Origin of the sequence: Flavobacterium zhairuonense (assembly GCF_004352915.1) — a bacterium.
GTDB classification, from domain to species: Bacteria; Bacteroidota; Bacteroidia; order Flavobacteriales; family Flavobacteriaceae; genus Flavobacterium; species Flavobacterium zhairuonense.
Genome location: NZ_SJSY01000070.1, coordinates 73,942 through 89,381 on the forward strand (window position 1 = coordinate 73,942; position 15,440 = coordinate 89,381).

Consider the following 15,440-nt stretch of genomic DNA (forward strand, 5'->3'; position numbering starts at 1 on the left):
TTTAGAAGTTAATTCGGCACTATCCTGTAGTGTCCTGCAAAGTAATTTAGTACCATTCTAATATACAGAGATTTACAAATTACTTTTAAGTTTTTTTTAACCATAAAATCCTTCAAGCGCTTGATTTACAAGGGGAATTGAAGAAACAACCTCTAAATGTGAATATCTGAATTAAACAATATTTTTTTTTCAGATACCGTAATTTTATTCAAAAATTTTTATCGAATATAAGATTAATATCTGAAAATTATGACAATCTGAATAAAAAAATGTAATCGATTGCATTTTTATTTTAAAAAAAATGTTTTGCGCCACCATTTTAGCGTCATTTTTTGTACTTATCCATGAACTTAAAACAAAAAAACCGCCTCAAAAATGAGGCGGCTTCCAAAAACAAAAAATTAAAAAGTTTAGTAACCTGGATTTTGCCAAGCTGCTTTTTGCGCTGGAGATAAATTAGTACCATCATCATTCAACAATCCATCAATAAATGTTTGAGGAATTGGACGAAGTTCGTGTTTATTCGCTGTGATATTAGCTGCTGCTTCAGCATTAAATGCTTTAGCACGCTTGATAAGCATTCCTGTACGAGAAAGTGTTTCCCAACGTTGCCATTCTCCTAAAAGCTCACGAGTAGACTCGTTAAGAATAAAGTTGATTGCACGTTCTTTATCTGATGAAGCTCCAATTTTAGACATAACTGCCTCATCTTCTGCTGGCAAATTATTAGGGAATGAAGTTAATCTTAAATCAGATGCTGCAGTTGTAACCGCAAGTGTTGGATTAGACAAATAATACGTATTCATATCTAAGTTAGAAGCCGTAAAGGCTGTAGCCGAAGTTCCCGTATTTAAAGGATTAACTTTAAATGCTTGAGAACCGTCATTATAATAAGATCTATTTTCACCAGCTTTCCATTGCGCTCTCGCTCTTACTACGTTGATATCTGTCATTGCATTTCCATATTGGCTAAGACGAGCATAACATTCTGCGCGTATTAAATAGGTTTCAGCAAGACGAGCCATAATTACGTCACGGTGTGCATCACCTCTTTCAGCTGTACGAGAACCGTCATCGGTTTTGTTGATACCAGCAAAGAAGTTACAAATTGGCTGATTTTTAAATGTAGGCGCTACATAAACCCCATTTTGATAAAGTACCAAAGAGTTTGGGACAAATTGTCCCTTTTTAACTGCTAAAGTTCCAGTAGTAGCAGTTTGTCTTGCCCCTGTATTCCATTCTGGAAGACGACCGTTAACATCTGTCCAAGTTGGCGCCTGTGCGCTAGCACCAAATTTAGCACCATTATAAGTATTGTCATTTTTAGTATTCAAAATCATCACAATACCAGGATCTCCAACTTTCACCCCCGAAGGATTAGGAGCAACAACAGTATTTGCGCCATAAACAGTTCTAAAAGTTTTCCACATACGTGCATCATTTACGTGATCAAAAATTGCGTACGTATATTCAGTTGGACGACAACGTTGGAAGTCCATGCTTCCGATCCAAACTCCACGTCTTACCCATCCACCAGAAAAACTTGAAAATTGAGGAGCAAAATAGTTGTAAGTACGGTTTCCAAAACGGCCTACAGTAGATGCATCACCATTGTGACCTGCTGCCATCAAAATTTCATTCAACTGCTCATTTGGACAGTCAATTCCAGTCCAGTTTGCATATAAATCACTATAGTTTGCAGTTAAAGGACCACGAGCAGTAATTGCATACGAACAAGCATCGATTGCCTCTTTAAGGTCAGCATCTTTATAAGAAGCATTCCAAGAATCATTACGCTCAGATGCACGGAACAATAAAGCTTTTGCTAAAAAGTGAGCTGCAGTCGCTTTTGTCCAAGTAACTCCTTTTCCATAAGTAAAAACTTCACCTTCAAAAAGCTTGTAAGCCTCACGGAAATCAGATATTACTTGTTCCCAACATTTCTCTTCTGTAGCACGCTCGTAGTTACGAACAACTCCTTCAATAGGTTTAGTTTGAAGAACAACACCTCCGTATTGTGCAACAAGTTTATAATAATTAAATCCTCTTAAAAAGTAAGCATGAGCCAAAATACGATTTCTAGTTTTTAGATCTGGAATTACTTTTTCAGCTTTAGCAATTATCGTATTAGCCGATGCAATACCATAATACATTTCATCCCAAACCGCATTTGGGTTAGTTGCATTTCCATTTGCTGCTCCTGTTGAAGTTGATGCACCTACTGGACCAAAACGATTGTCGTAAGTATTCCACATTTCATTCGTAAGGTCATTTGCATTGGTAAACTCATCTGTACCATACAATGTAGTTCCATAAGACCATTCAAAACCAAAATGCCAACGAATATTACCATATAGAGATACTGTTAATGCCTCAAGACCTTCAGGCGTATCAAAATATGCTGTCGAATATGCATTTGTTTGTTCTTCGTCCAAGAAATCTTTCGAACATGATGAAAAGGTCATCCCTGCCATTATCAAAAGACCGATTCCGATATTTTTTATATTATTCATTTTGTTACTTTTAATGTTATAATTCAATTCGCCAATAATTTATTAGAAACCAACTTCAATGCCCATTACATAACTGCGATTGAAATACGTTCTTTCAGTATCAAAATCATACCATTTTAAAGATTGGTAGATACTTCCAGGATTTACAGCTTGAACATAAAATTTCATGTTAGCTAATCCAATTTTATTTGCAACATCTTTAAATAAATTATAACCCAAAGAAATATTACGAATTTTTACGAATGATGCTTTTTGAAAACCAAGTAGTCCAGAAAAAGGATCTGCTGAACCTGAAGTTGCCTGACCTAAAATTGGTTTTTGGAATTCAGCATCTGGATTATCTGGAGTCCAGTAATCTGTTTCACGTTGGTTAGCATGTGCTGTCAAAGCTTCTCCTCCTAAAGATGCCGTGTAACCTGTACGTCCGATAATATTGATTCCTAAATCAAATCCTTTATATGTAAAACTGTTGTTCCATCCTCCAGTCCAACGAGGGTTGCTATTACCTACAACTACACGATCAGTAGCATCCATTTTGTAATCGCCATTTTGATCTTTAGGTCTTACGTTACCTGGGGTAAATTTGTAACCATTAGCATTCCATTTAGCCATCTCAGCAAGATCTTCTGGTGTGTTTTGCCAAAGACCATCGTTATCGTAACCGTAACGAACAGCGATAGATTGTCCAATAAACCAAGAGTTGCTTACCATGTCTTGCGCACCATTTGCCAACGAAACGATTTCATCTTTTTGGAATGCAGCATTCAAATTAGTCTCCCAAGTAAATCCTGTAGCAGTTTGAATTGGAATAAGATTAAGCGTTACTTCAATCCCATGATTTTTTGTTTCACCAATGTTCGAAACAATATATGGATATCCAGATACTGGTGGTATATCTACTCTTAATAATAAATCTTTAGTATCAGATTTGTATGCATCGATTACACCGCTAATTCTATTATTCAAGAAACTAAAATCAAGACCAAGATTGTATTGAGTAGTTTTTTCCCAACCTAAGTTTTTATTTGGCATTCCAGTTTGATTAGCTGTATAATAAGGTTCATTAGTAGTAAAACCTATAGCATTGCTTTGACCATTAAAAGGAAGGAAAATTTGGCTAATATTTCCTAAAGTTCCATAAGGATCAACAGAAGAGTTACCAGAAGTACCAAAACCTAAACGAAGTTTTAAGTTTTTAATCCAATCAACATTTTTCAAGAATTCCTCATTGTTGATACGCCAAGCTAATGCTGCAGAAGGGAAAAAGTCCCATTTGTGTCCTTCAGACAATTGAGTAACTCCGTCCCAACGTCCTGACACAGTCAATAAATAACGATTGTCATAACCATAATTAGCACGAGCCATATAAGAACTAATAGCACGTTCTGTAAGACCTGAACTCATACGTGCATTATTAGCAGCATTTGTCGCATCTACTGAACCCATTGCATTCCATAAGAATGAAGGCTTAGGAATATTATTAGCACTCATTTGAGAGTTTTCTATATTCCAAGATGATGCTGTCTGTAATAAAGTCATACCAACTTTATGCTTAGCGGCAAATGTACGATCGTAGTTAATGATGTTATCTACAGTCCATGAAAAATCACGACGGTTTGAAAGGCGGGCAAAATTTGTACCTGCACTACCATTTGAATTCACTTTCAAAGATGATGTACCATCTATGTAAACACCTTCTCTCCAGCTACGGAAATCTGGTCCAAAGTTTAATTTATAAGTAAGTCCTTCTAATGATTTTGTCATTTTACCAAAATCTAAATTAGCAGAAAAATTACCTAAGACACGCATTGTTTGAGATTGCTGCGTACTTTTATTCCATTCATCCATGATCGTGTAAACACCTGATTCACCACCTGGATTAATAATCAAATTGCCATTTGCATCATAAGGAACAGCAATGTTGTAAATTTGTTTAGCAGCACCATAAATTGCATCTGGCGCTGTACCACTTCTTGCACTTAAAGTCGACATCCCATAATCTTGCTCACTCCACGAAACATTAAAAGAAGCTGTCATTTTAAACCAATCAACTGGAGTAATATTTGAAGTCAATTTTGCAGTATATCGCTTGTACCATTGTCCTTTTTGAGTACCTTGATTATCTAAATATCCAACAGAACCATATGTATTCACTTTTTCAGAACCACCACTTGCACTAATAACATGTTCTGTACTAACTCCACCTTGAGTTACATATTTAGTCCAATCTGTGTTAGTTACTTTAGAAGCATCCCATGTACCGCTTGCCCATCCTTTCAATACATTATCTCTTGATGTTTGACCGTCTAATGCACTGTCAAAAATCAATTTATCATTTGCAAGCGTAGGTGTTGCTGGATTAGCATATTTAGTTGGGTCAAGATTGTATGCCGCCCAACGTCTGTAAGTAATAAAATCTTCAGCACTCATTGATGGTGATCTATCAACAATTTCAGAAGTAGTTACCGTACCAGTATAATTCAAAGTAAATCTACCAGATTTTCCTTGTTTAGTTGTCACGATAATAACCCCATTTGCACCACGAGATCCATAAATAGCTGTTGCTGAAGCATCTTTAAGAATATCCATAGATTCAATATCTCTTGGATTTAAAGTTTCAATTGCAGATGCAGACATCAATGGCACTCCATCAACAACATACAAAGGATCATTACTTGCAGTCAAAGATCGATTACCACGAATACGCACAGTACCAACACTTCCAGGACGCTCGTTTGTTGTTACATCAACTCCGGCAATTTTACCTTGTAAAGCTTCAGTCGCACTTGCAACAGGTCTATTCATTAATTTCTCAGCAGATATAGTAGAAACTGATCCCGTTACATCAGATTTTTTTGCAGTTCCATAACCAACAACTACAATCTCATTAAGCTGAGACACTTCTTCAACAAGTTTTACATTAATTTCTGAAGAAGTACTTACAGTTCTTTCAACAGTTTTAGAACCAGTTGATGAGAAAACCAACACTTGTCCTGTATTTGCACTGATAGAATATTTACCATCAAAATCAGTACTTGTTCCCTGTTTTGTTCCTTTAATAAGTACATTTGCTCCTGGTATAGGCAGTCCAGCCGCATCAGTGATTGTACCTTTAACCACTTTGTTTTGCGCATAACCTGATGTATGCAGTAATGCAAACAAGGCCAAAATAAGCAAAAGACTAAGTCTATTTTTCATAAAAGTTAAATTTGGTTAATTAATTAGTTTATCCAAATTTATCCAGAACGGTATGGCACAGCATCCTGTAGTATCCTGTTAACTTTCAGGTTTTTATAACAATTTTTAGAATTTCTTTAACTTTAAAAAGTTTCAACTCCTTGATTTACAAGGGCGAATAAGTGTGGAATCCACAAATATTATATCAAAAATTTTATTGAAATATTTTTTTGTAATTCATAGTAATTCGAACACAAAAATGCGAATTGAGAAAAAAATACCACAAATTATTACTCATTTGATTTTTAATAAAAAGACATAAAACAGGACGCTACAGGATAGCAAATTGAGTTTCTACATATACTTTTACCTTATTGCAACTATTAAAAAGTTACTATTGCATGATTCTATACTTATATGAAGTAAGTAAATTAGTAACCGCTACATAAAACTATTGAACCTTAACCAATGAAAATAACCAAATCAAATTTCCTTATTATATTGTCCGTTTGCTGGATTATTAATGCTACAGCTCAGGAAACAAATTCGCCTTGGCCAAAATCATCAAATGTAAATCAGCCATGGGCGCGCTGGTGGTGGATGGGAAGCGCTGTCGATAAACCTAATTTAAAAAGAAGTCTTACTGATTTTCATAATGCAGGAATTGGCGGTGTTGAAATTACTCCTATATATGGAATAAAAGGAGAAGAAAACAATTTCATCGATTATCTTTCTCCTAAATGGATGGAAATGCTGGATTATACGATTCATGTAGCAGACAGTCTTCACATGCAGGTTGATATGGTTTTAGGGACAGGTTGGCCTTATGGCGGATCTCACGTTACAGTCGCTAATGCGGCAACAAAACTAATTATTGAAAAATATCCGCTTAAAAAAGACGAAACATTTGACCGAAATATTTCACTTGAGAATAAAAAAGAAAAAAATCCAGCAGAACTATTATATGTAGTAGCTTATGGAAAAGACGGTTCATACATCAATTTGACAGATCAACTAAAAAAGAATCAAACCAAAACAAAAGATAAAGGTATTGACGGAAAAACTGTTGAAATTCCGAATCAAACTGAACCGAATAAATTAAAATGGAAAGCCAAAAAAACTGATTATACACTGTATGCCGTTTTTAGCGGAAAAACAGGACAGCAGGTAAAAAGAGCAGCGCCTGGCGGAAGCGGTTTTACATTAGATCATTATTCAACAGATGCATTAAATGCTTATGTAGTTCCGTTTAACAATGCATTTAAAGGCCGTGAAGGTAAAATAAGAGCTATTTTTAATGATAGCTATGAAGTTTACGGTACCGATTTTACGCCTAAATTTTTCGAAGAATTTCAAAAACTGCGTGGTTATGATCTAAAAAAGGAGTTGCCAATATTATTAAATGAAACGGATGGCGAAACTGGCAACCGAATCAGAAGTGATTACCGACAAACTATTGGCGATTTATTGCTTAATAATTTTGACAAGCCTTGGACACAATGGGCACATTCAAAAAACTTCAAAACAAAACTTCAAGCGCATGGATCACCAGGAAATCTAATTGATTTATACGCTGCTGCAGATATTCCAGAATGCGAGACTTTTGGTTCTATGCCGTTTGATATTCCAGGATTTAGACGCGAAAAAGAAGATATCCGCGAAGGCGATGCTGATCCAGTCATGTTGAAATTTTCATCATCTGCTGCGCATATTTCTGGTAAAAATCTAGTTTCATCTGAGACTTTTACTTGGCTTAGAGAACATTTCAAAGCAGCTTTATCACAATGCAAACCAGAAGCTGAAGATTTAATGCTGAGCGGTATCAATCATATTTTTCTTCATGGTTCTACTTATTCGCCAGACAGAGCGTCGTGGCCGGGTTGGCAATTTTATGCGTCAGTAAATTTTAACGCCAATAATAGTATTTGGGAAGATGCTCCTTCTCTATTCTCTTATATTTCAAACTGCCAAACAATGTTGCAGCAAGGAAAATCAGACAATGAAATTCTGCTTTATTGGCCAATATTTGATACTTGGGACAAATACCAAAAAGGAACTTTATTTTTTGAATTCAAAATACATTCGCTTCAGGAATGGCTTCACCCAACTTCTTTTTACAAAACAACTAAAAATTTGATGCAAAAAGGTTACGGCGTAGATTTCATTTCTGATAATTTTATTGCCGATGCGAAAGTAACGGATGGAAAAATCATGCTTAACGGAACCTCTTTTAAAGCTTTAGTAATTCCGCCAACTCAAAAAATGCCTCTTGCTACATTGCAGAAATTAATCGAATTGAAAAAAGAGGGCGCAAACATCATTTTTGAAAGCCTTCCAGAATCTGTTCCAGGTTTTAATGACTATAAAAATCAGGAAAAAGAACTTCAAAATCTTTTATCAGCAAATAATGAATTGGTAAAACCTACTGCAGATGTTTTAAAAACTTTGGAAAGTACTCAAATCTATCCTGAAACACTTGTAAACACTGGCTTAAAATTTACAAGAAGAAATGTAGATGGTGAAAAAATCTATTATTTAGTAAATCATACTACAAAAATTATAGATGATTTTATTCCGATTCAAGTTGGAAACAAAGAAGTTATAATTCTAAATCCGTTAACTAGAGAATTTGGAAATGCTATTGTAAAAAAAGAAGCTAATCAAACATTGGTAAAAATTAAAATTGCACCGGGAGAATCTTATTTCTTGAAAACAGAAAATACAGCTTCGCAGAAAAAATGGAATTATTACGAACCAATCGCTGATGCAGTTCCGTTAAAAGGAAACTGGAAAATCAATTTCGACAAAGGCGGACCGCAATTGCCACCAAGCGCAACAATTTCAAATCTAGAATCTTGGACAAAATTAAGTCCAGAAGCCGAAGCATTTTCAGGATCAGCAACTTATACTTTGCAATTTGACAATCCGAATGCAAAAATTGAAAATTGGAGTTTAAACTTGGGTGATGTCCGCGAAAGCGCAAAAGTTTGGTTAAATGGAGAATTCATTGGAACGGCTTGGTCAGTTCCTTATCAACTAAACATCGGAAAATTAAAATCGGGGAAAAACACCTTAAAAATTCAGGTTACTAATCTTTCTGCAAATAGAATCCGCAACAAAGAATTAAAAGGCGAAGAATGGAAGATTTTTTATGAAATTAATATGGTAGATAAAGATTATAAAAAATTCGACGCTACAAAATGGGCTCCAATGCCGTCGGGACTTTTAGGCCCAATCACTATTACACCATTAAAACAGCAAAACTAACTATTAACTTAAGAATACAAAAAATGAAAAAATTAGCTTTATTCTTCTCAATATGCTTTTTGTATACGTGTACAACGAGCGCGCAACAGCCATTTGATAAAAAATTAGTCTTGAAACAAATGATTTTGGCCAATGATTATTTTATGCAAAAATGGCCAGAAACAGGCAAAACAATTATTACCAACAAAGAGCGCCCAAGTAACATCTGGACGCGTGGTGTTTACTACGAAGGATTAATGGCGCTTCACGAAATTTTCCCAAAAGAAGCTTATTATGATTACGCTTACTCGTGGTCAGAATTTCATAAATGGGGATTTAATGGAGGAAATACAACTCGAAATGCCGATAATTACTGCGCTGCTCAAACCTATATTGATTTGTATAATTTAGAGCCAGATGCTAAAAAACTAAAAAACACAAAAGCAAACATCAACATGCTTTTGAATACGCCTCAGTTAGACGATTGGTCTTGGATTGATGCTATTCAAATGGGAATGCCTGTTTTTGCAAAAATGGGCGTTTTAGAAAAAGACAATCGTTATTTCGAAAAAATGTATGAAATGTACATGTACTCAAGAAACAAACATGGCGACAACGGACTTTTCAATGCAAAAGAAGGTTTATGGTGGCGTGATGCTGATTTTGATCCGCCGTACAAAGAACCAAATGGAAAAAATTGCTACTGGAGCCGTGGAAATGGATGGGTTATTGCTGCTTTGGCAAAAGTACTTACCATTATTCCAGAAAATGCACCACACAGAGAGCAATATGTAAAAGATTTAAAAGCAATGGCAGCTGCTTTAGTCCCAATTCAAAGACCTGACGGATTCTGGAATGTGAGTTTGCATGATCCAACAAATTTTGGCGAAAAAGAAACTTCTGGAACAGCTTTATTTGTTTACGGAATGGCATATGGAATCAACAGCGGTATTTTGAAAAAAGAAACGTATTTGCCAGTAGTCCAAAAAGCTTGGGATGCGATCATCAAAGAAAGTTTGCATACCAATGGTGCATTAGGATTTTTGCAATCAACAGGAAAAGAACCTAAAGATGGACAACCACTTTCCTACGATAAATTCCCTGATTTTGAAGATTACGGATTAGGTTGTTTCTTGCTTGCAGGTTCAGAAATTTATAAAATGAAATAATGAAAAAAACGCTCTTATTTCTTGTTTTAATTCTTTTTAAAACCGTGATATTTTCTCAGGAATTTAAGAGAGAAAAATACAATTTCAATTCCGATTGGAAACTAAAAACCGGAGACTCTAAAAATGCAGAGTCTCTTGGTTTTAATGATAGTTCGTGGAAAAAAGTTACGCTTCCGCATGCTTACAATCAAGAAGAAGCTTTTGAAAAAGATATTGAACACCTCACAACCGGAATTGTCTGGTATCGAAAAAAGTTTAAACTTCCAAAGGGAATCAAAGACGAAAAAATTTTCCTAGAATTTGAAGGAATTCGACAAGCCGGAATCATTTATATCAACGGACAAAAAGTTGGAATGCATGAAAATGGCGTAATGGCGTTTGGTTTTGATATTTCAAATTTAATTAAGCCTTTTCCACAAGAAAATATTGTTGCTCTACGAATTGACAACGATTGGAAATACAAAGAACAGGCAACACAAGTCCCTTATCAATGGAATAATATCAACTTCAATGCAAATTATGGAGGGATTCCGAAGAATGTTTTTCTTCATATTACCAGCAAATTATACCAAACGCTTCCACTCTATTCCAATTTAAAAACTACTGGAGTTTACATTTATCCTTCTCAAATTGACATTCAGAGTGAAAGTGCCATTATCAATGCTGAAACAGAAATCAAAAATGAATTTGAATCCTCAAAAACAGTTGAATACAATATCGTTATTGAAGATTTAGAAGGCAAAAAAGTAGCTTCTTTTTCAGGCGGAAAAACTACAATTTCGCCAAACGAAACTAAAATTCTGAAAGCTAATTCGCTAGTAAACAATTTACATTTTTGGAGTTGGGGCTATGGTTATTTATACGCTGTAAAAACCATTTTGAAAGTTGACGGAAAAATCGTTGATGAAATTTCTACTAAAACGGGCTTCAGAAAAACAGCTTTCGCCGAAGGACAATTTTGGCTAAATGATAGAGTTTTGCAGGTAAAAGGTTATGCACAAAGAACCAGCAACGAATGGCCGGCGATTGGAATGTCTGTTCCTGCTTGGATGAGTGATTTCAGCAATAAATTAATTGTAGAAGGCAACGGAAATTTAGTCCGATGGATGCATGTCACACCTTGGAAACAAGATATTGAATCTTGCGATCGCGTTGGTTTGTTGCAAGCCATGCCCGCCGGAGATGCCGAAAAAGACGCTCAGGGCGATACTTGGAAACAACGTGTAAATTTGATGCGTGACGCTATTATTTATAACAGAAATAATCCGAGTATTATTTTTTATGAAAGCGGTAACGAATCGATCAGCGAAGCACACATGCATGAAATGAAAATGCTGCGAGATACGTATGATCCTTTTGGTGGGCGAGCGATTGGTTCTCGCGAAATGCTTGACAGCCAAGAAGCTGAATATGGAGGAGAAATGCTTTACATAAATAAAAGCGCCCGAAAACCATTATGGGCAACCGAATATTCTAGAGATGAAGGAATGCGTAAATATTGGGACGAGTTTTCACCTCCATATCATAAAGAAGGTGACGGACCTTTATACCGCAGCGCTCCAGCATCTGATTATAATCATAATCAAGATCGGCACGCTATCGAAAATGTAGTTCGCTGGTATGATTATTATCGCGAAAGACCCGGAACAGGAAAACGTGTAAATTCTGGCGGTGTAAATATTATTTTTTCTGATTCAAATACACATCATCGAGGTGAATCAAATTATAGAACGAGTGGCGAAGTTGATGCCATGCGAATTCCAAAAGATGGCTATTTTGCACATCAAGTTATGTGGGACGGCTGGGTCGATGTCGAGAAACAACGAACGCATATTATGGGACATTGGAACTATGCTGAAAAGACTGTTAAAAATATTTATGTCGTTTCAACAGCTCCAAAAGTAGAACTTTTTGTAAACGGAATTTCGCAAGGTTTTGGAAAACGAAGCAGTGAATTTTTATTTACTTTCGAAAATATTGCTTGGAAATCGGGTACAATAAAAGCGGTTGGTTACGATGAAAACGGAAATATTTTAAGCCAAGATGAAAAAACAACTGCGGGAGAACCATTTCAAATTAAGCTAAAATTAAATACACAACCGCAAGGAATGCTTGCTGACGGTGCTGACACAGCTTTAATTGATGTTGAAGTAATTGATAAAAACGGAAATCGCTGTCCAATAAGTAATAATATGATTTCGTTTTCTTTAAATGGTCCAGCTACTTGGCTTGGGGGCATTGCTCAAGGTCCAAAAAATTATATTCTTTCTAAAGAAATTCCGGTTGAAAATGGCGTTAATAGAGTAATGATTCAGTCATTGGCGAAAGCCGGAAAAATAACAATTTCTACTCAATCTAACGGATTAAAATCAGCCGAATTATCTTTTGAAACTAAAAGTGTAATTATAGAAAATGGTCTTTCAAAAGAATTGCCAGGGAAAAATCTGCCTTCAAATTTAGAACGCGGACCAACGCCAAAAACTCCGTCATATACGCAAAAAAGAGTTCCTATAAATATCTTAAATGCCGTTTCTCCTTCAAATAGTAATGATACTTACAAAAGTTATGACGACAACGAATTAACCGAATGGCGAAATGATGGAAACATTTCGACGGGTTCTATAACTTATACGCTATCAAAACCATCAATTGTTAATGAAGCTGTTGTGAAATTTACAGGTTGGAGAACTAAAATTTATCCAATCAGAATTTTAGCTGATGGAAAAGAAGTCTTTAAAGGAAACACAACCCAAAGTTTGGGTTATATTACAATTCCACTTGAAGCTGTTTTAGCCGAAAAAATAACAATCGAATTAATTGGTTCCAATACCGAAAAAGATGGATTTTCAAAAATTGTTGAAGTAGATCCAACAAAAGAATTAGATTTATATAAAGATAAAACATCGGTTGATGCAGCCGGTCAATTACGCATTGTTGAAATAGAATTTTATGAAAAAATCAAATAATTTAAATCGTCTGAAAGCTGGATTGCTTTTTGTGTCTTTATCGCTTACAATTCCGGCACTTTCGCAGAAAAAAGAAATTCCGTTATGGGATAAAATTCCGGACGAAATTGTATCCAAAGAATATTCTGAAGAAGTAGATCACAAAAACGAACTTTCAGAAGGAGTTCGAAAAGTAACTTTACCAACATTAACTGTTTATTTAGCAAATCCAGAAAAATCAAACGGAACATCGGTTATCATTTGTCCAGGAGGTGGTTACGGAATGCTCGCAATAAATAAAGAAGGTTATAAAGTTGCCGAATGGTTTAACAGTTTAGGAATAAATGCTTTTGTCTTGAAATATAGATTGCCAAGCGATTTAATCATGAAAAATAAAACTGTTGGACCACTTCAAGACGCTCAGGAAGCGGTGAGACTTGTGCGAAGAAATGCAGTAAAGTGGAAACTAAACCCAAATAAAATTGGTATCATGGGATTTTCTGCGGGAGGACATTTGGCGTCTACATTATCAACACATTACAATGATAAAGTTTACACTCCAACCGACACGACAAGCGCCAAACCAAATTTTTCAATTTTAATTTATCCTGTAATTTCAATGCAGGAAGGCATTACACACCAAGGTTCTAAAGATAATTTGTTAGGAAAAAATGCTGGAAATGAACTGACCGATAAATATTCAAATGAAAAACAAATAACTTCAGCCACGCCAAAAACATTTTTAGTTCATGCAACAGATGACAAAGCTGTTCCTGTAGAAAATAGCATCAACTATTATTTAGGGCTGAAAAAAGAAAAGGTTTCGGCAGAAATGCATTTATTTGAAAACGGAGGACATGGCTTTGGATTAGGCGTAAAAGGAACAAATGCAAACTGGCCAAAAGATTGTGAAAAATGGCTATCAGCAAACAATTACACCCTAAAACCAGATGGTTATGTATTTAGCTATTTTAAAGGAAATGGTGAAGACGGACTTCATTTGGCATACAGTGAAGGTGGTTATAAATGGACTGCTTTAAAAAATGATACATCCTTTTTAACTCCAGAGGTTGGAAAAGACAAATTGATGCGTGATCCTTGCGTAATTAAAGGCGGAGACGGATTGTATCATATGGTTTGGACAGTAAGTTGGACAGATAAAGGAATTGGATACGCTTCTTCAAAAGATTTGATTCATTGGTCAAAACAAGAATTTATTCCTGTAATGGCTCATGAGGAAAAAGCCAGAAATACTTGGGCACCAGAAATTACGTATGATGAAAAATCAAAAGAATATATGATTTACTGGGCATCAACAATTGATGGCAAATTTCCTGAAACAAAATCAGAGGAAGAGAAAGGATACAATCACCGAATTTATTATACCACAACCAAAGATTTTAAAAAGTTTGCCAAAACAAAACTATTGTATGACCCCGGCTTTAATGTAATTGATGCTTCTATCGTTAAGCAAGGTCAGCAATTTGTTATGTATTTAAAAGATGAAACACGCAACCCTGTTCAAAAAAATATTAAAATTGCTCTCAGTAAAAATCTAACCGGCCCTTATAGTCCGGCAAGCAAAGCCATTACTGGCGATTATTGGGCTGAAGGACCTACGGCAATGCAAATCGAAAATAATTGGATTGTTTATTTTGACAAATACACACAAAAAAAATATGGTGCAGTAAAAGAAACATCTAAAGGCTGGGAAGATATTTCAGAACAAATCAGTTTTCCCACCGGTACAAGACACGGCACCATCATAAAAGTTTCTTCCGATGAAATTGCGAATTTAAAGAAAGAATAAAATTGTATTAAAACAAAAAAGCAGGATACTGAGCAACCGATATCCTGCTTTAAAAAATGAATTAATACAATTTTTAAACCTATAAAACTATTATCTTTCAAGCTACATTAAAAAAAACATTGCTTTATAAAAATTCTGAAATCGGGTTTCAAAAATTGAATTATTTGAAAAACCGTCCCCTTTATTTTTATTACTCAACTCTAAATTGTTATTGAAATGCATTTTCAATTCGTCTACTATTTCTGATCTAGTTTTAGCATTATCCAATACAATCAAATTATTCATCTCATTTAAAAAAGATAAACTACTATATAATTGTTTATCAAATAAGCATACTAAAACATTTAGTCCTTTTTATTTATTTTTAAGAATTCCAGCAATTCACTTTTCTCATAAACAACAAATATTGAGCGATCATATTTTTTGGAATCATTTTCATCTTTAAGCAAAAACGATTCTTCTGAAAAGTCAAATTCATCCTTGAATTTACGTTTAAACATCTTTAAAAAAACTCCTTTATTATCACGCACTAACACTTTTTCCTTTTCCATATTGTAATTTTTTTTGCATATTAGTAAAG

General features: G+C 35.0%; 7 protein-coding genes. 4 read left to right on the forward strand and 3 right to left on the reverse strand.

Going from position 1 to position 15,440, the window contains the following annotated elements:
• Positions 1–410: 410 nt before the first annotated feature.
• Together EYY60_RS08040 and EYY60_RS08045 are read right to left on the reverse strand one after the other, a co-directional pair.
• Positions 411–2,513, reverse strand: coding sequence for a RagB/SusD family nutrient uptake outer membrane protein (locus EYY60_RS08040; protein ID WP_132988868.1), 2,103 nt, complete (start codon positions 2,511–2,513; stop codon positions 411–413).
• A gap of 42 nt (positions 2,514–2,555) precedes the next feature.
• Positions 2,556–5,711: a SusC/RagA family TonB-linked outer membrane protein gene (locus EYY60_RS08045; protein WP_132988869.1), complete on the reverse strand. Its 3,156-nt coding sequence runs from the start codon at positions 5,709–5,711 to the stop codon at positions 2,556–2,558.
• Positions 5,712–6,158: 447 nt separating this feature from the next.
• On the opposite strand from EYY60_RS08045, the gene EYY60_RS08050 reads away from it, so the two are divergent.
• From EYY60_RS08050 to EYY60_RS08065, 4 genes are read left to right on the forward strand one after another with little or no spacing between them, the layout of a single operon-like run.
• Positions 6,159–8,957 carry a glycosyl hydrolase gene (locus tag EYY60_RS08050; protein WP_132988870.1) on the forward strand — a complete coding sequence of 933 codons (2,799 nt, stop codon included), beginning with the start codon at positions 6,159–6,161 and terminating at the stop codon, positions 8,955–8,957.
• Between the two features lie 23 nt (positions 8,958–8,980).
• Positions 8,981–10,105, forward strand: a complete 1,125-nt coding sequence (locus EYY60_RS08055; protein WP_132988871.1) for a glycoside hydrolase family 88/105 protein — start codon at positions 8,981–8,983, stop codon at positions 10,103–10,105.
• The gene (locus tag EYY60_RS08060) at positions 10,105–13,071 is read left to right on the forward strand and encodes a glycoside hydrolase family 2 protein (RefSeq protein WP_132988872.1); all 2,967 of its coding nucleotides are present in this window, start codon (positions 10,105–10,107) and stop codon (positions 13,069–13,071) included. Before EYY60_RS08055 ends, EYY60_RS08060 begins: the two co-directional genes overlap by 1 nt.
• Positions 13,055–14,860 carry a prolyl oligopeptidase family serine peptidase gene (locus EYY60_RS08065; protein WP_132988873.1) on the forward strand — a complete coding sequence of 602 codons (1,806 nt, stop codon included), beginning with the start codon at positions 13,055–13,057 and terminating at the stop codon, positions 14,858–14,860. Before EYY60_RS08060 ends, EYY60_RS08065 begins: the two co-directional genes overlap by 17 nt.
• A 344-nt stretch (positions 14,861–15,204) precedes the next feature.
• Here EYY60_RS08065 and EYY60_RS08070 read toward each other — a convergent pair whose 3' ends face one another.
• Complete coding sequence (locus EYY60_RS08070; RefSeq protein WP_132988874.1) at positions 15,205–15,411, reverse strand: hypothetical protein; 207 nt, start codon at positions 15,409–15,411, stop codon at positions 15,205–15,207.
• Between the last annotated feature and the right edge of the window lie 29 nt (positions 15,412–15,440).

Coding starts and splice junctions, on each gene's coding strand:
- EYY60_RS08040 (WP_132988868.1), bottom strand. CDS start 2,513: ATGAATAATATAAAAAATATCGGAATCGGTCTTTTGATAATGGCAGGG.
- EYY60_RS08045 (WP_132988869.1), bottom strand. CDS start 5,711: ATGAAAAATAGACTTAGTCTTTTGCTTATTTTGGCCTTGTTTGCATTA.
- EYY60_RS08050 (WP_132988870.1), top strand. CDS start 6,159: ATGAAAATAACCAAATCAAATTTCCTTATTATATTGTCCGTTTGCTGG.
- EYY60_RS08055 (WP_132988871.1), top strand. CDS start 8,981: ATGAAAAAATTAGCTTTATTCTTCTCAATATGCTTTTTGTATACGTGT.
- EYY60_RS08060 (WP_132988872.1), top strand. CDS start 10,105: ATGAAAAAAACGCTCTTATTTCTTGTTTTAATTCTTTTTAAAACCGTG.
- EYY60_RS08065 (WP_132988873.1), top strand. CDS start 13,055: ATGAAAAAATCAAATAATTTAAATCGTCTGAAAGCTGGATTGCTTTTT.
- EYY60_RS08070 (WP_132988874.1), bottom strand. CDS start 15,411: ATGGAAAAGGAAAAAGTGTTAGTGCGTGATAATAAAGGAGTTTTTTTA.